We start from the raw sequence: 20,056 nt of genomic DNA, 5'->3' as shown, positions 1-20,056 counted from the left end.
TCACCTGCGTGGCAGACACTCCTGCAGTAGTGGTGATTTTCGGCGGCCGAAGCGAGATCGGCGGCGAGCTGGCGCTTCGGCTCTGCCCGGACGCCACCGTGGTGCTGACCACCCGCGGCGCCGATCGCCTCGATGGCCAGGTTGCCGCGCTGCGGGCGGCCGGCGCCCACGCCGTGCACGTCAAGGCCTTCGACGCCGACGACCTGCCGTCACACGCCGCCGTTCTCGACGAACTGGTCACCGAACACGGTCCGATCGACACCGCCGTGCTGGCCTTCGGGCTGCTCGGCGACCAGGCCCGCGCCGAGGTCGACGCCGAGCACGCGGTGGCCGTCGTGCACACCGACTACGTCGCCCAGGTAAACCTGCTCACCCTGCTGGCCCAGCGGATGCGCGGCGCCGGCCGCGGCCGCATCGTGGTGTTCTCCTCGATCGCCGGCGCCCGGGTGCGCCGCGCCAACTACGTCTACGGATCCGCCAAGGCCGGCCTCGACGGGTTCGCCAGCGGTCTGGCCGACGCGCTGCACGGCTCCGGCGTGCAGCTGCTGATCGTGCGGCCCGGGTTCGTCATCGGCCGGATGACCGCCGGCATGGACCCCGCACCGCTGGCCAGCACCCCGGCGCAGGTCGCCGAGGCAGCCGTGCGGGCGCTGCGGCGCGGCAGGGGATCGGTGTGGGTGCCGCGGACGGTGGGAGTGCTCGCGTTCGCCACCCGGTTCGTGCCGAGATCGGTGTGGCGCAGGATGCCCCGATGATCGTGGTGGTCGGCATCGGCGACGACGGCATGGCCGGCCTGGGGGAGCCCGCCCGCGCCGAACTGCGCCGGGCCACCGTCGTGCACGGGGCGCCCCGGCAGCTGGACCTGCTCGATGACACCGTCACCGCCGAGCGGCGCCCCTGGCCATCGCCACTGCTGCCCGCCCTGCCCGGCCTGTTCGGCGGTCAGGACGGTGATCAGCACGTCGTGGCCTCCGGCGATCCACTGCTGCACGGCATCGGCACCACCTTGACCCGGACGTTTGGTGCCGAGCGGGTCCGGGTGATCCCGGCGGTGTCCAGCGTCGCGGTGGCCTGCGCCCGGCTGGGCTGGCCGGTCGAGGGCACCGAGGTGATCCGGGTCGTCGACGCCGAACCGGTCACCGCGGTGCGCCGCGGCGGGCGCGCCGTCGTGCTGTCCCGCGACGAAACCACCCCGACCGCGCTGGCCCGGCTATTGGCCGGCACCGGCCGCGGCGACTCCGAGCTCACCGTCCTGGAACACCTCGGTGGGCCGGCCGAGCGCCGTCTCGCCGGCACCGCCGAGCAGTGGGCGCAGAACCCGCCGACCGATATCGATCCACTCAATATCATTGCCGTGCACTACCTCCCGGACGCGCGGATTCTGACGCCGCTGCCGGATACGGAATTCGCGCACGACGGCCAGCTCACCAAACAACCGATGCGCGCGGTCACCCTGGCCGCGCTGTCTCAGCGACCCGGTGAGCTGCTCTGGGACGTCGGCGCGGGGTCGGGCAGCATCGCCATCGAATGGTGCCGCGCCGGAAACGGCTGCCGGGCGGTGACATTCGAGCGCGACCCGGAACGTGCTGCGCGAATCACCGTCAACGCCACGGCATTCGGGGTAACCCTGCAGCTACGGGGAGCGGCGCCCGACGCCTTGGCCGACGCGCCGGACCCCGACGCCATCTTCATCGGCGGGGGACTGACCACCCCGGGCCTGCTGACAGCCTGTCTGCGGCGACTCCGGCCGGGCGGCAGGCTGGTGGCCAACGCCGTCACCGCCGAGTCGGAAGCCGTTCTGATACAGAACCATTCGGAATTCGGCGGTGAACTCCAGCGTTTCCAGCATTACCGCGGTGAGCCGATCGGCGGTTTCACCGGGTGGCGGCCCGCCTTCCCGGTCACCCAGTGGACACTGATCCGATGACCGTCTATTTCATCGGCGCCGGACCCGGCGCGGCGGACCTGATCACAGTCCGCGGCCAGCGGCTGCTGCAGCACTGCCCGGTGTGCCTGTACGCCGGGTCCATCATGCCCGAGGACCTGCTGGCGCTGTGCCCGCCGGACGCCCGGGTCGTCGACACCGGGCCGTTGACGCTGGAACAGATCGTCGACGAACTCACCGCGGCGGACGCGGCCGGTCACGACGTGGCCCGGTTGCACTCCGGGGACCCGTCGCTCTACAGCGCCCTGGCCGAACAGTGCCGCCGCCTGGATGAACTCGGCATCGACTACCAGGTGGTGCCCGGGGTGCCGGCGTTCGCCGCGGCCGCCGCGGTTCTCGGCCGCGAGCTCACGGTGCCCGGTGTCGCCCAGACGGTGACGCTGACCCGGGTGGCCACGCTGTCCACCGCCATGCCGGCCGGCGAAGACCTGGGCAGCCTGGCCGGGCAAGGTACCTTGGTGCTGCACCTGGCCGCCGCCCAGATCGACACGGTGGTCGCCGATCTGCGCGCGGGCGGGCTGGCCGGGGACACCCCGGTCGCGGTGGTGGCCTACGCCAGCTGGCCGACCGAAACCGTCGTGCGCGGAACCCTGGACACCATCGCCACGTCGCTGCGGCTCGCCGGAATCACCAAGACCGCGGTGATCTTCGTCGGCGACGTGCTGGCCGCGGAGGGATTCACCGACAGCTACCTGTACTCCACCGGGCGCCGGCGGGGAACGAGGCACTGATGCACATCCTGTTGCTGGGCGGCACCGCCGAGGCCCGCGCGCTTGCGGCTCGGCTGCACCCCGACGTCGAGGTGATCAGTTCCCTGGCCGGGCGGGTGCCCGACCCGGCATTGCCCGTCGGTGAGGTCCGCATCGGCGGGTTCGGCGGTGTCGACGGGCTGATCGGCTGGCTGGGACAGCACCGGGTGGACGCGGTCGTCGACGCCACCCACCCGTTCGCGGCGGGAATCAGCGCCAACGCGGCCGCGGCGTGCGCAACCCTGGAACTCCCGCTGCTGCGGCTGGCCCGGCCCGCCTGGGACCCAGCCGGGGCCATCACGGTGGGATCCAACGCCGAGGCGGCCGCCGTCGTCGACAAAAATGGTTACCGGCGAGTGTTTTTGACCACCGGACGCTCCGGAACGCAGGCCTTCGCGGGCAGCCCGGCGTGGTTTCTGATCCGCGCCGTCACGCCCCCGGAACCCGACACCCTGCCTGAGCGCAACGAGGTACTGCTGTCCCGCGGTCCCTACACCTACGACGGCGAGCGGGCACTGCTGCGCGAGCACCGGATCGATGCGCTGGTCACCAAGAACAGCGGGGGATCGATGACCCGGGCGAAGATCGACGCCGCCACCGACATGGGCATCGACATCGTGATGATCGCGCGGCCGTCGGCGCCGGACGTGCCGTCCGTCGGCACCGTCGACGACGCGGTGGCCTGGGTCAGGAGCCGATAAGAGCGCCCAGAGCATTGGTGGCCGCCTGGCGAGCCGCGGCGGCGTCGGCGCGGACCTCGGCGATACCTGCCTCGATGGCAGTGACCTGGGCGATACGTCGCTGCAGCTCGCCGACCTGACGCGCCCGCAGCTCGCCCTCCGGCCCGTCGGTCCCCAGAACCGCGAGTTGCTCGGCGATCCGGGACTGGGCGGCGAACACGTCGTCGCGCTCGACGGTGAGTTGTTCGCAGCGGGCGTCGAGCCGCTTGGCCTGTTCCCAGTTGCCCAGCACACCCGAGAGCGCTCCGATGGTCTCGGTGTCCAGGGACCGGCCGGCCAGCCAATCATCGAGCCGGCCGGGGGCCAGCTGCTGGTAGTCGATCTGGGTGTAGTCCGACCACGTCTCCAGCACCGATGCCGTCGCCGTGGCGTGCGCGGGCGCGGTCACCTGGAAACGACGGGTGTGTCGGCCTGGAGGGGGCAGCGCCGTCGCATTCTGCGCGGGGCTGAGCAGATGATCGGGGTGAGCAGACAGTTCGAACACCACGGTCACTGGCTCGTCGTGGTCATTCTCCACGGTGAGGGTGTGCTGCTTCTGTCGGCGCCGTTCCTCGACGGCGGCCTCCTGGGCCAGCTGAACGCGAACTGCCACGGTGATGACGTCGGCATCCCGGCTGCAGCGCACCGCCAGATCCTTGGCGAACGCGAGCCGGACCGTGGCACCGCGGGCGGTGAAGTCCACCATGGCCTCGCCGGCGTAGCCGCCGTCCTCGTAGATCACCGCCGGGCCCTCCTCCAGCACGATGCCGGTGCTGTTGGTGAAGGTCAGGGTGATGTCGGGTGCTCGATCCTCGCCATCGGCCCACACCAGTTCGCGCCGGACGTCGTCGGCCTCGGATACCGCCAGCGGGACCATAGCCGCACCGCCGCGCTTGATCGACATCGTTGCGGGGATCCGGTACTCGAAATACTCACCGCGGTCACCGGTTTCGACGCGATCGACGGCATAGGCGTTTGCGGGTGCGGCCATCGACCTGCTCACCGGTCCCGCACCGGACGGGGGCGATGGAGCGATACCACCGGCCACCATCAGGTCGGCACCGCGTTCCCGCTCCTCGATGACGGCGCGGTGCACGGTGCGCGGGTGATACAGGTCGATGTCGAAGCTCACCGGTTGCCCGGTGGTCAGCGTCAATGCCACATCGCGCAGGTCCTCGTCGAGCGGATTGTGCACCAGACCCAGCGCCGTCAGCGCCAACCGCTCACCGGTGCGGACCAGCCGATAGGACACCCGCCACATCGGCGAGGGAACGATGTAGGACAGCGCCACCCGCTCGGCCCGGCCCCGCACCACCACCCCGACCGTGCAGGTCGGGCCGGCCGACGCCGCCCGGGAACGGTCAACCAGGTAGTCCAGGTCCTGGCGCGACGGCTCCTCGGCCAGCTGCACACCGTGTGCACCGGCCAGATCGACCAGGCTCACCGTGCCGGATTCGGTGCGCAGCAACAGCACTCGGCGATCCGGGCCTGAATCATCGACGCCGACGACTTCGCCGCGCCGGCGAACACCCTCGCCCAGATCGACCTCGACCATCCGGCCGCGGACCGCGTCCAGCAGTCCGACCAGTGCGGCACCGGAGCCCAGCAGCAGGTTTCGCTCGGCCAGTTCGCGCGCCGGTTCCGACGGCGAGTCGAAGGAGATGGCACCCACCGACGCCGCGCCGTCGGCAACCTCGACCGACAGCGACTTCAGCACGTCGGGCATGTCCTCGCGGCGCAGGGTCAGCTCGAAATCCCCGTCGACGGGTCCGCTGCGCCCCACCAGCGCAATGCCGTGCTTGTAGAGGACCAGCCGGTCAACCGGGGGAGTGTTCATGGTGCCCCAGGGTAGGCGTGCACGTCACCGCCGGAGGGGACTCCGCCGGGCGTGGCGAGGATCTGGTTGAACGTGCCGATGAACGTGTCCGGCCACCGACACGTCGGTGTCGGTGGCCGGATCGGTGGGGGAACGCCTCAGCCGACGCCCTTGAGCGGATTGTGGTCGACGTACATCTGCTCGATGCGCGCCTCGTCGACCCGGTTGCGGATCAGTTGTGCCTCGTGCTGGTCGCGGATGACCTTCGCCAGGTTGAAGCAACTCGTCACCAGGAAGAGCCCGCAGACGGCGAGGAAGCCGCGCTGCCAGACCGAGATCGGTAGAAAGGTGACGCCGATCGCCAGGGCGCCGAACGACACCCCGAAGGCGATCGCGGACTGGACGAAGTAGGCGTAGGTGGTACGGAGCAGCGGTTGTGGTGTTTCCATGCCGAAAATGCTCACCCGGGCATCCGTGGGCAAATCTACTCAACTGCTCCCGGATACCGTCGCGGGGTGAACACCCGGTCTCCGTCGCGGACGGTCTGCGACGAGCCGATGATCAGCAGTGTCCGCATATCCACCTCCCCGGGGTCCAGCTCGCCGAGCGTCACCACCCGCACCCGTTCGCCCGCACCGCCGACATCGCGGCCCAGCACCACCGGCGTCGACGGGTCCCGGTGCTCCAACAGCAGATCCCGCATCGCCGCCACCTGCCAGGTCCGCGACTTCGATGCCGGGTTGTAGATCGCCAGCACCAGATCGGCGGCGGCCGCCGCCCGCAGCCGTGCCTCGATGACGTCCCACGGCTTGAGCCGGTCGGACAGCGAGATGACGGCGTAGTCGTGCCCCAGTGGCGCCCCGGCCCGGCTCGCGACGGCATTGGCGGCCGTCATCGCCGGGATCACCCGCACGTCCACGCCGGGGTGGTTCACCGCCTCCTCCAACACGGCGGTCGCCATCGCGAACACCCCGGGATCCCCGGAGGACACCACGGCGACCCGTCGTCCCTCGGCGGCCAGCCGGCAGGCCAGCCGGGCCCGTTCCGGCTCATCGGTGTTGTCCGACGGGTGCCGGACCTGACCGGCCCGCGGTGCCACCCGGTCCAGGTAGGGCCCGTAGCCGATCAGGTCCGTCGCCGCGGCGAGTTCCCGGCGGCTCTGCGGGGTCAGCCACTCCGGATCTCCGGGACCCAGGCCCACGACCACCACCGCGCCGGACCCTGCGTGGTCGACCGGGCGGCCACCGGGCACCAGAACGAGTGAGAAATACGGCACCGTGTCGGCGTCGACCTGATCCGCCGGTGCCACCTGCTGATCCTGCGTGCTGGCCCGCTCGACGTAGTAGGCGTCGCCGATACGGCCGGAATCCTCCAGGGCGCGGCGCACTTTCGGGAACGAGCGGCCCAGCTTCATCACCACCGCGGCGTCGGTGTCGGCCAGCCGCCGGGTCAACTCGGCGCCACCGAGGGTGCCCGGCAGCACGGTCAGGATCTCCTCGCCGGTCACCAGCGGGGTGGCCACCGCCGCCGAAGCCGCGCTCACCGCGGTCACCCCGGGGACGATCACCGCGGAGAACCGCTCGGTCAGCCGGGAGTGCATGTGCATGTAGCTGCTGTAGAACAGCGGATCGCCCTCGGCCAGCAGCGCCACATCCCGGCCGGCCTCCAGATGCGCGGCGATGCGCGCGGCGGCCTCGGCGTAGAAGTCCTCCATGGCCCCGGCGTAACCGCCGGGATGGTCGACGGTCTCGGTGGTGACCGGGTACACCAGGTGCTCCTCGGTCTGGCCGGCACGCAGGTAGGGTTCGGCGATCCGGCGCGCGATCGACTTCCCGTGCCGGGCACTGTGATACGCCACCACGTCGGCCGCGCCGATCACCCGGGCTGCCTTGACCGTCACCAGCTCCGGGTCCCCGGGCCCCAGGCCCACCCCGTAGAGGATGCCCGGGCTCATTCGGTGCCACCTCGCCGCCCGGCCGACACGGTCGACTCGCTGGTGCTGGCGATCGCGTTGACCGCCGCGGCGGCCATCGCGCTGCCACCCCGGCGGCCGGTCACCACCAGGTAGTCCATGCCACGCGGATCGCGGATCAGCTCCTCCTTGGACTGGGCCGATCCGACGAACCCGACCGGGCCGCCCAGCACCGCGGCGGGCACCGGAGCGCCCTCGTCGAGCAACTCCAGCAGCCGGAACAGTGCGGTGGGCGCATTGCCGATCGCCACCACCGCGCCGGCGAGGCGATCGGCGAACAACTCCACCCCGGCGGCCGAGCGGGTGTTGCCGGTCGCGGCGGCCCGCTCCGGCGCCCGCGGATCGGCCACCAGGGCGATCACCTCGTTGTCGGCCGGCAGCCGCGGGCGGGTGATCCCGGCCGCCACCATCGACGAATCGCAGAGCACCGGCGCCCCGACGGCCAGTGCGGCGCGAGCCCGCTCGACGACTCCCGGGGTGAACGCGATGTGCTCGGGCAGATCCACCTGCCCGCAGGTGTGGATCATCCGAACGACGACCGCCGCCACGTCGCCGGGAAACGCCGACAGGTCGGCCTCGGACCGGATCGCGGCGAACGACTGCCGGTAGATCTCGGTACCGTCGCGTATGTAGTCGAGCACCGGGTTAGCCTAGGTGGGTTGTCCATCGGGACGGAGGCCGACGTGGAGTTGACCGTTGACCCAGCGCACCAGCGGCTGCGTGACCGCGTCAAGCAGGTGACGGGTTTCGACCTGCTGCCCTCTGACGAGGTGGCCGCAGCGTTTCTCGCCGGCCACACCGCCGGCGACCCCGTCGCCGAACGATTCGTCGCACAGACCTACCACGGCGAGATGGGACCCGACCGGGCCCGCGAGCTGCTCGACGAGGCGCTGGCGGTCGGCATCGACAACGTGGCCGACGCCCCGGACTCCATGCGCGAGCTGTTCGCCGAATTCGAAACCATCCCGGACTGGGTCGACCCCGAGCTGCTCGAGGAAGGCGCGGCGGTGTGGCGGCGCTGGGGCTACAGCCTCGGCGCGGTCGGCAATGCCGGGACCATGGACACCTACACCGAGGGATCCCTGGCGATCCCGCTGTCGCTGTCGGGCGGCTATGCGGGCAAGAGCGCGCTGCACCGCTATCTGGAGACCACCCGCTGGTGGCTGGAGGTCTGCCAACCCGGCGCCGTGCTGACGCCCGGGTCCAAGGCCCGCGAGGTATCGCTGAAGGTCCGGGTCATGCACGTCTCGGTGCGCGCCCGGGTGGCCGAACACCCGGAGTGGGACGCCGAGGTCCACGGCCTGCCGATCAGTCAGTCCGAGATGATGCTGACCCTGCTCGGCGGCAGCGTCGGGCCGGCCTTCGGACTGTTCGCACTGGGATTCTTGACCTCGCCGGCCGAGATGCGGGCGGTACTGCACTTCAACCGGTACCTCGGGCACCTGGTCGGCTGCCGGGTCGACGAGATGTACCCCGAGACCGTCGCCGACGGGCTGCGGCTGCTGTATTACTTCGACGCCACCCGCAAGCACGACTCCGGACCGCTGGGACCGGAGTTGGTCGAGGCGTTCGTCCCGTCCTTCACCCCGCCGGCGGGTGCCCGCACCTCCGACCGGCTGCGGGCACGGTTTCACCTGCAGTTGCAGGCCGGCTACACGCGCCTGTTCATGCTGCCGTGGAACCGGCGGCACTACGCACTACCCAGCGGCCTGCCCGGGGCGGGGCTGCTCGTCGGCCGCGCACCGCTGATCGCCGCCGTTGAGCTCGCCCGGCGGTTCTCCCCGGAGCTGGACCGGCACTGGCAGGAATCCTCGATGCGACGCTGGCAGCGTTGGCACGCTTGGTATCTCGGCCAGGAAGAGGAGCGTTTCGACGCCGGCCGGGAGCTTCGGCGCTGACTCACAGCCGTTTCGCAGAAAGTTTATTTTCCTCCGCAACTATCCCTTTCCAGCCGCCCGGAACGGGCCTATGCTCTAACGATCCGCACGCGCCGTCGATCGCGAATTGTGGAGTGGGGGAGGAGAAATCCAATGGGCGAGCCACTTCTCAACGTCTCACCGGAAGGTGTCGGCCTGTCGGCCGCGGTCGAAGCGGCCATCACCGCGGAACTCGGAGCAGTCACCGCCGGCGGCGCCGCGACGCTGATCAGCGTCCTGCCGATGGGCGCCGATCCAGTCTCGGCGGCCTTCGCCGCTGCCTGCAACGCCACCGGTGCCTCCTATCTCGGCGCGGCCGCTGAACACACGGCCCAGCGAGGTCTGTTCGCCGGTGCCCAAGGGCTGGCCGGAGTGACCTTCGAGACGACCGAGTCGCTGCGACGGCTGGCGACCAGCGTGGGCTCCGTCCTCGGCTGATGACCGACTTCTGGGCGGCCCGCCCACCGGAGGTGAACGACTTCATCCTCCGGGCAGGCGCCGGAGTCGGCACCACCGCGGCCGCGGCCGTGGGTTACGCCATGGAACTCGCCGGCTGCGAAACCGCCGCCGGAGTGTCGATGGGCAACGCGGCGGCATTGGCACCGGAGTTCGTCGGCGTCGCCGGAATCGGGTCGCAGCTGACCCAGACGATGCTCAACACCACCTTGCACCTGCTCTCGGCGTGGTTGATGGAGAAACCGCCGGTGTTCGCCACCGCCATCAACGCCTACCTGACGGCCACCTCGACGATGATCCCGGCGGCGCTGTGCGAGGGAAACCGCGTCCAATGGGAAGCGTTGTGCGCAGCCAATATTCCTGCACTGGGAATGCTGACACCGCAGATCATCGAAAAGGACGTGGAGTACTTCGGGGGCATGTGGCCCAACAACGCCGGGGTGGGAACCGGGTACTCGGCCGCCCTGATGGCGCTGATCCCGGCGCTGGCCGTCCCGCCGCCGATCACGGCGATGGGCGCTTCCCCGGCGGCGCCGGCGGAGGCCGGTGCCGCGGTCGCCGAGGCGACCGCGACGGGCGCCGCCGGTACCGCCATGCAGGCGTCGAAGGCGGCCGCGGGCCTGGCCGGGGAGGCCGCGGGTGGTCCGGCCCAGGGGATGGACTCGGTGATCGGGCAGGTCTCCGGCGTCACCCAGCAGGTCGGCCAGGTGGGCTCGCAGCTGATGCAAACCGTCACCGGAATACCGATGCAACTGGGGCAGACCGCCTTCGGTGCGTTCCAGGCGCTGCCCGGGATGTTCGGATCGTTCGGGCGAGGGGAAACCGCGTTGGCCCCGGAGTTGGCCGACGAGGCGGTGCCGCGGACGGCCGAACCGGTTCGCGCCACGGGCGGGGTCCCGGTGTCCGCCGGCCTGGGCCCGACCGCCGGTTCCGGCCCGGCCCGCGGCGCGGCCGTCGGGCTGACCAGCTACACCCGGCCGTCGTCGAACTTCGCCCCGGAATCGGGCGGCCGGCCGACCGGGTGGCGCACCGCCGGGGCACTCAACGCCGCCGAGGCGCGGGTCGCCACCGGCGGTGCCGCCATGCCGATGGCGCCGGGAATGTTGGGCCGGGTCGGGGCGGGATCCGGCAGGGCAGAAGACATCAGCCGAGTGAAGGTGGTCGCCGGTTCGCCGGCGACCCGGGACTGAGGCTGCCGATGGCGGACATCGACTAGACCGTCAGCCAGACCGAGGGCATCGCAACGATGCCCGGGGATCCGCTGTGCCCAAACCACTTCCAGCCTGTGGACACCGGCAGGTTATCCACAGCTCCCGTCGAGGCCGAAGTGACGAATCATCGAATCGGCCTACGCTCACAGTCAGATCGGAACCCATCCGGAGTCCGCTACCGCCAGGGAGACCACCATGACGACATTCGACGTTCCGCCCACCCAGTTGCGCGAGGCCCGCAACTCCATCATGTCCGCGCTGGAGACCGCCGGCGCGGTCGCCACCCAATACCTGGCCACCCACCAGAACATCGCCGCACCCGGAGTGTTCCAGGGCCTCACCCAGAACACCTCCACCAACGCGGCGATCTCCATCGAAAGTGATCTGCAGCGCGCCGTCCAGCACGGCATCTTCCTGGCGAACGGGCTGGCCAAGACCGCCGACTTCGTCGAGCAGAACGAGGCCGACGCGGCCAACAAGATCTGCCAGGTACTCAACGCCACCAGTCCGACGCCGTTCTGAGACCCGGCGAATCCCCTCTCTGACAAGGAGACCCGAACATGGACAAGATCACCTACGCGCTGCCGACCATCCTGGACGCGGCGGGGCAGACGGTGCAGCACGGCGTCGGACTGGCCGACATCAGCGGTGACGTCGAAGCCAAGACCAACGCCCTGGTCGCCGATTTCCAGGGCATCGGCGCCGACGGTTTCTTCCTACACCAGCAGGAGCTGCTGCGCGCGCTCAAACACCTCGCCGAGACGGTCGGCAACCACGGCGGTGCCGTGCAGACCGTGTGCGACAGCGCCGCCATCACCGATCAGACCGTCGCCAATTTCTTCGGCTGACCGAGCGGGTCCGGCGGGTGCTGACCACCACCATCGACGGCCTGTGGGTACTTCAGGTACTCACCGGCATTGAGGTGCTCGGCCCCGAACTGGGCCTGCGCCCGCATCTTCCGCGCGCCGAAACCCGGGAATCCGCGCTGGGGCTGCCGATCGCCGAGGAGCTGCGCCGCTGCGGCTTGATCGACGACGCCGGGAGGGTGGACCCGCCGGTGGCGGAATGGCTGACCGTGGCGGAACGCCGCGATATCGCCCTGGTGGTCAACGTGGTAACCCCCGCGCCGGGACCGCCCGCGCGGGTGCTGCTGGCCCGGTTCGCCCAGTGGTGGGTGGTGTTGGAACGCTGCGACGACCTTGTGCGGATCGGACCGGCCGGCACCTCGACCACCCTGCTCGGTGCGACCGCGCTGATCGGCGAGCAAATCGACCGGCTGTGCGGACGCGCCGAACCGGCCCCGCTGAAACCGGTGACGCTGCCCGCCGAAGCGGTGGCCGGCGTGCGTGACACGACGGCGATGCGGGCCCTGCTGAGATCGCAAGGTCTCGACGGTGAACAGATCCGGCTGCTCTCGCTGGCCGGTGACCCGGAGAAGTCCGCCCAGGCGGGGGTGGTCGCCGTGCAGTCCGGTGTCGACGGCGGGGCGCGAGCGGTGGTGGAAGCGGGTGCGGTCACCGTGCTCGACACCCCCGAGGGCCGGATCGTCGCGGAGGTCGTCGTTCGCGCGGGCCGGCGGTGGCTGATCGCGGGCCCGGGCACCTCCCGGGCGATCATGGCCGCGGTGGGCGCGATGCTGGGCCGGTTGCCGGCCGAATCGGATTGGTATTCCTACCGGAAGGTGGTGTGAGCACGATGGGGGACACTGTCGGCCGAACGGCCGTCTGCGAAGGGGAGTCGGTATCGGGCTCACTGCGGATCTCGGACATGGTGGCGCCACGCAAGATACCGCCGGGCTCGGGCTGGCGCCGCGCGGTCTACACCGCCACCTTCACCGGCCTGAACCTCGGGGAGTCCCGCGCCGAGCGCCACTACCGGGAACTCTGCGAGCGGATCCGGCGTCACATCCGCAAGCAGTACGTCATCACGGTGGTCTCCGGCAAGGGCGGGGTCGGCAAATCCACCGTCACCGCGGCCATCGGCGCGGTCTTCCGCGGTGCCCGACCGGAGAACGTCGTCGCCGTCGACGCCGTCCCGGGATTCGGCACGCTCGCCGGACGCATTGACGAGAACCCACCCGGCGACTACGCGGCGGTGCTCGCCGACACGGACGTGCAGGGCTACGCCGACATCCGAGAATACCTGGGGCAGAACGATATCGGCCTCGACGTACTCGCCGGCAACCGGTCATCGGACCAGTCGCGCCCACTGACACCGGAGATGTTCTCCGGAGTGCTGTCACGGCTGCGGCGCACGCACACGGTGATCGTGGTGGACACCTGCGACGACCTGGAGCACCCGGTGATGGAATCGGTGCTGGAGGCCACCGACACCCTGGTCTTCGTCTCCGGTCTGACCCCGGATTCCTCGCTGCCGGTGACCCGTTCGGTGGACCTGCTGCGCGCGATGGGCCACCACGACCTGGTATCCCGCAGCATGGTCATCCTCAACGACGCGCATGCCCGCGACGACCCCGCGGCCCGCGGATACCTCACCGAACGCTTCGCCCAATGCGGAGCCAGTGTCGAATTCCTCCCGTATGACCCGCATCTGGCCAAGGGCGGCATCATCGATGTCGAACACGAGGCAGCCCGGCGCACCCGGCTGCGACTGACCGAGATCACCGCGACCCTGGCCGACAAATACACCCCGGACGCCGGCAGGCCGCGGTGATGGCGTCCGCGGTCCAGGCGGGCCCGACGGTCAGACTGCCCGCCCGCTGCGCGGTGGCGGTGATCTGTGGCGACCAACTGATCTCCCAGGTGTATCCGGCCGCCGTGCCCATCGAGGCGTTCCTGGACAACGCGGTGGAACTGCTCGACGAGGAACTTCGCCGCCGGGGCGGCACCGGACTGCAGACCGGCACCGGCTATGAGTTCCTGCGCGTCAACGGAACCCGCCTGGAACCCGAGAAGTCCTTCGACGAGCTCGGGGTGGAGGACGGGGAGGCGTTGATGCTGGCACCGACGGGCGCCGGCGATCCATTCGAGCCGCAGTGCGAGTCGCTGTCGACCGGTCTGGCCCGGACGGGTAGGGCACTGTTCACCCCGATGACCGCCCGGACCGCCGTGCACCTGGCACTGGTTGCGTTGCTGGCAGCGACGGCGACGTTGCTGGCCGCCGGCATCCGGCACCGACTGACCGATGACTCCGTACTGACCACCCTGGTGACCGGTGCGCCCGGCGTGGCGGCATTGCTCGCGGCCGTCGTCGTCCGGCGGTGGTGGCCGCGACGCACCGAGCTGCGAACCGGGTTCGGGGCGGCGGCGGTACCGGCACTGGCGGTGGCGGCGGCAACCGCCGCGCCGGGACCCCTCGGGGCGCCGCACGTGTTCATCGGCGCACTGACCGCCGCCGTCGCCGTGGTCGGGGTCGGCGCGCTGCGCGGCCGGCCGGATCCGGCGGCAACCGCCGTCACCGCCACCCTGGTGAGCCTGTGCACGCTGCTCGACGGCGCCGCGGCGCTGCGGATGTGGCGACCGATGCCGGCGCAGTGGCTGGGCATGATCGGGCTGATCGCATTGCTGTTGGCGGTGACCCTGGCCCCCACCATCGCGCTGCGCGCGGCCCGGATCCGGCCGCCCCATTTCGGCTCGATCACCGGCCGCGACCTGTTCCACCGGGCCGACGGACTGCCCGCCGACGCCGTCGCACCGGTCGATGAGCGGGGCACCGACGCCGAGCCGAACTCCGACACCACCGCGCGCGGCGCCGACATCGCCGCGGCCGCCCGCCGTGGCAACGCGGTGCTGACCGGGCTTTGCGCCGCGATCGCCGTCGCACTGCCGCCGGCGGTCTGGCTGACGTTGATGCCCGGTCGGCCCAGGGCGACCGCCGCGGCCTGGCTGGCCGGCTTGTTCCTGGTCATCTTCGCCATCCGGGCCCGTAACTTCGCCGACCGCAAGCAGAGCGCCGCGCTGCTGGGCGGGGTGATCGTCGCCGTCTGTGCCGGAGTGTCCCGCTATCTGTGGGCGGCCCCGGCTGACTTGGGTTCGGCGCTGATCTGCGCCGCCGCGGCGTTGACGGGCTTCGGCGCCTTGGTGCTGATCGCCGCGCTGCTGGTGCCGGCCACCCGGTTCACCCCGCTGGTCCGGATGGCGGCCGAGTGGGCCGAGCTGGTCGCCATAGTGATCGCGCTGCCGCTGGCGGCCTGGATCGGAGGGCTGTTCGCATGGGTGCGGATGCGCTGACCCCGGCTCGATCCGACCGGGCACCTCGCGCCGCGGCGCTGGCGGCGACGCTGCTACTGGCGCTCGGAGCAAACATCGTTGTGGCTCAGGCGATCCCGGCTCCGGCGGTCGATCCCGCCCAGGTACCCGCCGACCAGCAGCCCGGACCCGAGGAACCGATGCGGCAATCCAACCGCTGCGCCGAGCCGATCACCGTCGCCGAACCCGACGCCGGCACCACCGCCCCCGGGTTCACCACGCTCAACATCGCAGAAGCCTGGCGTTACTCGACGGGCACCGGCGTCCCGGTCGCCGTCATCGACACCGGCGTCAACCCGAGTCCGCGTCTGCCGGTGATCCCCGGCGGCGACTACGTCATGGGCGCCGACGGACTGTCGGACTGCGATTCGCACGGCACCATCGTCGCGTCGATCATCGCCGCGGCACCCCAGGGCACGCCGTTGCCGCCGCGACGCCCACCCGGCCCGGCATTCGATGCGCCGGCGATCTCGCCGCTCACCGCCGGCCCGGCCCCGCTGGCCGGTCAACCCCCGGCCCGGCCACCGGACCCGCCACCGGTGCCGGTCACCGTGACCGAGACGAAAACCGCCACGCCGCCGCCACCGGCACACCCGCCGGAGCTGCTCTCGGACGCCGAACCCCCGACCGACGTGCCCGCAAACGGCCCGGCCGACCCCTCGGCACCGGAGGTTCCCGCGGTGCCCGGACCGGCACCGGGAGCGCCCGACGGGGTCGTCGGGGTGGCACCGCACGCGGTGTTGATCTCCGTGCGGCAGACTTCGCGGGCGTTCACCGCCGTCAATGCCCGTTCCGACAACACCGATCAGTTGCGCAAGGCCGGGACCCTGAGCACCCTGGCGCGCGCCGTTGTCCATGCTGCCGACCTCGGTGCGAAGGTCATCAACCTCAGCGTCACCTCGTGCATGCCGGCCGCCGACCCCCTCGACCAACGGACCCTGGGCGCAGCGCTGTGGTACGCGGCCACCATCCGCGACGCCGTCATCGTGGCCGCGGCCGGTAACGAGGGCGAGGAGGGCTGCGAACAGAACCCACTCGCCGACCCGCTGAACATCGACGATCCGCGCAACTGGGCGGGTGTGAAAACCGTGTCCTCACCGTCCTGGTTCTCCGACTACGTGCTGTCGGTGGCCGCCGTCGACAACACTGGAGCGCCGTTGCCGGCCAGCCTGTCCGGGCCGTGGGTGGCGGTCGCCGCACCCGGAGTCGGAGTGCTCGGGCTGTCACCGCACACCGGAGGACCGGTGAACGCGCTGCCACCGGGGCGCACCGGCGAACGCAATATGCCGTTCTGGGGTACCAGTTTCTCGGCCGCCTACGTCAGTGGTGTCGCCGCCCTGGTCCGGGCGAAATACCCGCAACTCAGCGCGCACCAGGTCATCCACCGGATCCGGCAGACCGCACACAACCCTGCGCACGGCGTGGACAACGCCGTCGGCTACGGGGTCGTCGACCCGGTGGCGGCGCTGACGTTCGACGTGGCCCCGGGTCCCCGGCTGGCCCCGGAGAGCCACACGCGGGTACTCGCCCCACCAGCGCCGACACCCCCGCGCGACACCCGCGCCCGCAATGCGGCACTGGTTTTCGCCGTCACCGTCGTGATGGGGGCGGGGATCGCGGTGCTCGTCGGTCGCGCCCGCAGGACACTGCCGTGACGCCGATCCGATTGGCCGAACTGATTGCGGTGCAGCTGGCCGCCCTGGCCGGGTGGACGGTCGGCGGGCTGCCGGGCGCCGGAATCGGGGGCGCCGCCGCCGTCGTGGCTGCGGTGATCCCGTGGTGGGGTCGGCCGCTGTGGGCCTGGCTGGCGCTGTGGCGGCGCCGCGACCGGACGCCGGCCTGGCCCGACCCGGTGACCGCCGCCAACGATCGGGCCGGCGGCGGGGTACGGCAGGTGGCCGGCACTGTCGTCGCCGCCGTGCAGGTTCTGGGGCGACGTCACCGCCCGACCCTGTTCACCGGTTCGACAGCCGCGGTCACCGAGGACGTGCTCGATGTGGCCACCCTGATGCCGTTGCTGCACCAGAGCCTGGGACTGGAGCTGGAGTCGATGAGCGTGATCAGCACCGGCGCGCGCCGGCGTCCGGTGGGGGATTACCCGCGGGTCTACGACACCCTGATCGGTACCCCGCCCTACGCCGGGACCCGGCAGACCTGGCTCATCCTGCGCGTAGCTGAGCTACCGAACGCACAAGCGCTGCAACACCGCATCTCCGCGGGCAGTGCGGTGCTCGCGGCCGCGCAGCGGGTGGTCGCGGCACTGCGCGAATCGGGTGTCCGGGCGCGGGTGGCCGGCTGTGCGGACATCGCCGAGCTGGAACGGCACCTCGGTACCCCGCTGCGCGAACGTCGGTGGCGGTCGGTGCGCACCGACGCGGGCTGGCTGAGCAGCTACGGCTATCGCCCCGCCGACATCACCGCGGCCAGCCTGGCGGCGGCCTGGACGTTGCGCGTCGACGGGCTTACCCAGAACCTCACCCTGTACCCCGACGCCACCATGACCGCCACCGTCACGGTCCGCACCAACCAGCGCCTCAACTCCCCGCCGAGCGTGCGGCTGACCGGGCTGCCCGGCGAGCAGGCCGACGCGGTGGCCGCCTGCGGATGCGGGCCCACCCTGCGGCTCGGTGGGCTGCGTGCCGGCCCGGTGCCGCCGTCGTTGCCCATTCCGATCGGACCGTCCGGCGTGCTCATCGGCCGCTCCGGGGCCGGGAACCGGCTGGCGTTGCCGCTGGTCGACCCGGGCGAATACACCCGGGTGCTCCTCGACGTCGACGACGAGTTGGCCAAGCGGCTCATCATCCGCGCGGCCGGGGCCGGGGAACGGGTCACCGTGCACAGCCGCGACGAGTTGCGCTGGGCGGGCCTACGGATGCCCGGCATCGTCGTCACCGACGGTGCCCGCCCGGCACCGGACAGCACGCTCAGCGTCGTCGACGGGTCGGTCACTCCCACCCCGCGTCCGGCCGCCGTGGCCAGGCTGGGCCGGGCCGGGCCGGGGGACGCCCACATCGTGGTCGCACAGACCGGCCCGGGGCGTGTCGAGATCCGCACCGGGGGACGGGTGTATCCGGTCGAGATGGAGTTGTTCCGGGCCGAAAACCGCTACGCACAGACGTCTCCGGGTGATCCGTCGTGACCGCCGTGGCCGAAACCGCCGCGGCCCGCCGCGAATTCGACCGGGCGATGGCCTTGCTCGACGATGATGCCGCCGCGGCGTGGGCCCGGTTCGGTGCGGCCACCGCGATCGACCCGCAGATGGCCGACGCGTGGCTCGGCCGGATCGCTGCCGGTGACGACTCCCTGGACACGTTGATCGCACTGCACGCCTGCGGCGATCGGCTGCACCGGGAGACCAACCGGATCGGTGCCCGGCTGGCCGCCCGCATCAAGGCCGGGCCGTACTTGGCGATCACCGTGACCGAGGCCTCGCACGCGGGGCTCGCGCTGGCCACCGCCTACGTCGACGCGTGCCGGTTCGAATCGGCCCGCGTCCTGTTGGACGACCCCGCGCTGCTGGACTGCTGGGAGAACCATCAATGGCGCCAGCACGTGTTGGCCCACCTGATGTTCGCCACCGCCCGCTGGCCCGACGTGCTCACCGCCGCCACCACCGAGTTGCCGTCGCAGGCGATCGTGATGGCCGCGGTCACCGCCGCCACCAATACCCTCGCCGCCCACGCGGCCGCGCACCTGGGACAGGCCCGGGTGGCGCTGGACTGGGCCGACCGCGTGCACTTCCGTGGTCACCTCGGCGACGGCGTGAACGCCGGGGCGGCACCGGGGGGCGGCGATGCATTGAACGCCATCATCGACCCGAATGAATTCCCTTTACTGGCAGCCGATCTCGCCTACGTCCGGGGTATGGCGCATCGGCAGCTCGGTGAGGAGAACCGGGCCCAGACTGCGCTGTCGAAGGCGTGCATCAACGGTGCGCTGCTGCCGGCAGCCCGGGACGCGCTGGCCGACCCGCAGTTGCAGCTCGTCGTCACCGACGCCGACACCATCGACACCCGCACCGACCATTGGGATCCGGCCACCGAGTGCACCGCCGCCGATCGGCAGGTGGCCGCCGACGAGGCCCAGCGCGCCGAGATGTTGGCGAGCGGCCGCGCGCTGCTGGCCGATCAGGTCGGCCTGGACGAGGTCAAACGGGCCGTCGCCGAGCTGGAGGACCAGATCGAGGTCCGCGCACTGCGGCTGGCGCACGGACTTCCGGTGGCCGGCCAGACCAACCACATGCTGCTGGTCGGCCCGCCGGGCACCGGAAAGACCACCACCGCAGCGGCACTCGGCATGATCTATGCCGGCCTGGGCATCGTCGAGCACCCGGAGATCATCGAGGTCCGTCGCGCGGACTTCTGCGGTGAGCACATCGGGGCATCCGGGCCCAAGACCAACGAACTGATCGCCCGATCACTCGGCCGGATCCTGTTCATGGACGAGTTCTACTCACTGGTCGAGCGGCACCACGACGGTCGCCCGGACATGATCGGCATGGAAGCGGTCAACCAGCTGCTGATCGCACTGGAGACCCACCGGTTCGACTTCTGCTTCATCGGCGCGGGCTACGAGCGTGAGGTGGACGAATTCCTCACCGTCAACCCGGGTTTGGCCGGCCGGTTCAACCGGAAGCTGAGGTTCGCGTCGTACTCACCGGAGGAACTGGTGGAGATCGCGGAGCGCTACGGAGCGCCGCGGGCGACGATCCTGGCACCGGATGCCCGGGATGTGCTGAACGGCGCCTGCTGTGAGCTGGCCGGCTACCGCGCGCCCGACGGCAGCCACGGTATCGACGTCATGCAGAACGGGCGGTTCGCCCGCAACGTGCTGGAACGCGCCGAGCGGCTGCGCGACACCCGGGTGGCGGCCCAGCACCGCGCGGGCCGCGGATCGGTGACCGTCACCGACCTGCAGACGGTGACCGGCGCCGATATCGCCGCGGCCGTGGGGGAGTGCTGTGAGGAGAAACACGTCCCGGTGCGCCTGGCGCCAGCTGTTCACCCGCTGTTTTGACTCGCGTTGAACTCAATTCTGCTCATGCGGCAGGCGTTCCCGTAGCGT

19 protein-coding genes are annotated in these 20,056 nt (G+C 71.2%); 15 read left to right on the top strand and 4 right to left on the bottom strand.

Features of this window, described 5'->3' with window-relative positions; genetic code table 11:
* Nucleotides 1–8: 8 nt before the first annotated feature.
* The 4 genes from G6N16_RS14810 to G6N16_RS14795 are packed head-to-tail and all read left to right on the top strand — an operon-like array spanning nucleotide 9 to nucleotide 3,395.
* Nucleotides 9–755 (top strand): decaprenylphospho-beta-D-erythro-pentofuranosid-2-ulose 2-reductase, encoded by a 747-nt coding sequence (locus tag G6N16_RS14810; RefSeq protein WP_083029940.1) that lies wholly within the window; start codon nucleotides 9–11, stop codon nucleotides 753–755.
* Nucleotides 752–1,927: a precorrin-6y C5,15-methyltransferase (decarboxylating) subunit CbiE gene (cbiE, locus tag G6N16_RS14805; protein WP_083029999.1), complete on the top strand. Its 1,176-nt coding sequence runs from the start codon at nucleotides 752–754 to the stop codon at nucleotides 1,925–1,927. The genes G6N16_RS14810 and cbiE overlap by 4 nt, the downstream gene beginning before the upstream one ends.
* Nucleotides 1,924–2,676 (top strand): precorrin-4 C(11)-methyltransferase, encoded by a 753-nt coding sequence (cobM, locus tag G6N16_RS14800; RefSeq protein WP_083029941.1) that lies wholly within the window; start codon nucleotides 1,924–1,926, stop codon nucleotides 2,674–2,676. Before cbiE ends, cobM begins: the two co-directional genes overlap by 4 nt.
* Nucleotides 2,676–3,395: a cobalt-precorrin-6A reductase gene (locus tag G6N16_RS14795; protein ID WP_083029942.1), complete on the top strand. Its 720-nt coding sequence runs from the start codon at nucleotides 2,676–2,678 to the stop codon at nucleotides 3,393–3,395. Before cobM ends, G6N16_RS14795 begins: the two co-directional genes overlap by 1 nt.
* On the opposite strand, the gene G6N16_RS14790 is transcribed toward G6N16_RS14795, so the two are convergent.
* The 4 genes from G6N16_RS14790 to G6N16_RS14775 all read right to left on the bottom strand — a co-directional run bounded on the left by G6N16_RS14790 (nucleotide 3,382) and on the right by G6N16_RS14775 (nucleotide 7,842).
* Nucleotides 3,382–5,250, bottom strand: a complete 1,869-nt coding sequence (locus G6N16_RS14790; RefSeq protein WP_083029943.1) for a DUF4139 domain-containing protein — start codon at nucleotides 5,248–5,250, stop codon at nucleotides 3,382–3,384. The two genes, G6N16_RS14795 and G6N16_RS14790, sit on opposite strands and share 14 nt — an antisense overlap.
* 137 nt (nucleotides 5,251–5,387) lie before the next feature.
* Nucleotides 5,388–5,678: a YiaA/YiaB family inner membrane protein gene (locus G6N16_RS14785; RefSeq protein ID WP_083029944.1), complete on the bottom strand. Its 291-nt coding sequence runs from the start codon at nucleotides 5,676–5,678 to the stop codon at nucleotides 5,388–5,390.
* Nucleotides 5,679–5,713: 35 nt separating this feature from the next.
* Entirely contained in the window at nucleotides 5,714–7,183 is a 1,470-nt protein-coding gene (locus tag G6N16_RS14780; RefSeq protein ID WP_083029945.1) for a precorrin-2 C(20)-methyltransferase, read from the bottom strand.
* Nucleotides 7,180–7,842, bottom strand: coding sequence for a precorrin-8X methylmutase (locus G6N16_RS14775; protein ID WP_083029946.1), 663 nt, complete (start codon nucleotides 7,840–7,842; stop codon nucleotides 7,180–7,182). Before G6N16_RS14775 ends, G6N16_RS14780 begins: the two co-directional genes overlap by 4 nt.
* A 42-nt stretch (nucleotides 7,843–7,884) precedes the next feature.
* Between G6N16_RS14775 and G6N16_RS14770 the strand changes: the two genes are divergently transcribed.
* The 11 genes from G6N16_RS14770 to eccA all read left to right on the top strand — a co-directional run bounded on the left by G6N16_RS14770 (nucleotide 7,885) and on the right by eccA (nucleotide 20,008).
* Entirely contained in the window at nucleotides 7,885–9,099 is a 1,215-nt protein-coding gene (locus G6N16_RS14770) for an oxygenase MpaB family protein (RefSeq protein WP_083030000.1), read from the top strand.
* 132 nt (nucleotides 9,100–9,231) lie between these two features.
* A complete protein-coding gene (locus G6N16_RS14765; protein ID WP_083029947.1) occupies nucleotides 9,232–9,555 on the top strand; it encodes a PE domain-containing protein in 324 nt (107 codons plus the stop codon).
* Nucleotides 9,555–10,763, top strand: a complete 1,209-nt coding sequence (locus G6N16_RS14760; RefSeq protein WP_163787894.1) for a PPE domain-containing protein — start codon at nucleotides 9,555–9,557, stop codon at nucleotides 10,761–10,763. Before G6N16_RS14765 ends, G6N16_RS14760 begins: the two co-directional genes overlap by 1 nt.
* 216 nt (nucleotides 10,764–10,979) lie before the next feature.
* Nucleotides 10,980–11,306 carry a hypothetical protein gene (locus G6N16_RS14755; protein WP_083029949.1) on the top strand — a complete coding sequence of 109 codons (327 nt, stop codon included), beginning with the start codon at nucleotides 10,980–10,982 and terminating at the stop codon, nucleotides 11,304–11,306.
* Nucleotides 11,307–11,344: 38 nt separating this feature from the next.
* On the top strand, nucleotides 11,345–11,632 hold the full coding sequence (locus tag G6N16_RS14750; protein ID WP_110810772.1) for a WXG100 family type VII secretion target: 288 nt from the start codon (nucleotides 11,345–11,347) through the stop codon (nucleotides 11,630–11,632).
* A 17-nt stretch (nucleotides 11,633–11,649) separates the two neighbouring features.
* A complete protein-coding gene (locus G6N16_RS14745) occupies nucleotides 11,650–12,474 on the top strand; it encodes an ESX secretion-associated protein EspG (RefSeq protein WP_083029950.1) in 825 nt (274 codons plus the stop codon).
* Nucleotides 12,475–12,479: 5 nt separating this feature from the next.
* Entirely contained in the window at nucleotides 12,480–13,457 is a 978-nt protein-coding gene (locus G6N16_RS14740; RefSeq protein WP_110810779.1) for a MinD/ParA family ATP-binding protein, read from the top strand.
* A complete protein-coding gene (gene eccD / locus G6N16_RS14735; protein WP_083029951.1) occupies nucleotides 13,457–14,974 on the top strand; it encodes a type VII secretion integral membrane protein EccD in 1,518 nt (505 codons plus the stop codon). Before G6N16_RS14740 ends, eccD begins: the two co-directional genes overlap by 1 nt.
* Entirely contained in the window at nucleotides 14,956–16,647 is a 1,692-nt protein-coding gene (gene mycP / locus G6N16_RS14730) for a type VII secretion-associated serine protease mycosin (protein ID WP_083029952.1), read from the top strand. The genes eccD and mycP overlap by 19 nt, the downstream gene beginning before the upstream one ends.
* Nucleotides 16,644–18,131, top strand: a complete 1,488-nt coding sequence (gene eccE / locus G6N16_RS14725; RefSeq protein WP_083029953.1) for a type VII secretion protein EccE — start codon at nucleotides 16,644–16,646, stop codon at nucleotides 18,129–18,131. The genes mycP and eccE overlap by 4 nt, the downstream gene beginning before the upstream one ends.
* A gap of 47 nt (nucleotides 18,132–18,178) precedes the next feature.
* Nucleotides 18,179–20,008: a type VII secretion AAA-ATPase EccA gene (gene eccA, locus G6N16_RS14720; RefSeq protein ID WP_083030003.1), complete on the top strand. Its 1,830-nt coding sequence runs from the start codon at nucleotides 18,179–18,181 to the stop codon at nucleotides 20,006–20,008.
* Nucleotides 20,009–20,056 lie beyond the last annotated feature (48 nt).

Origin of the sequence: Mycolicibacterium insubricum (genome assembly GCF_010731615.1) — a bacterium.
GTDB classification, from domain to species: Bacteria; Actinomycetota; Actinomycetes; order Mycobacteriales; family Mycobacteriaceae; genus Mycobacterium; species Mycobacterium insubricum.
The sequence above is the reverse complement of the archived record's forward strand: the minus strand, read 5'-3'. Positions and strand labels throughout refer to the sequence as shown.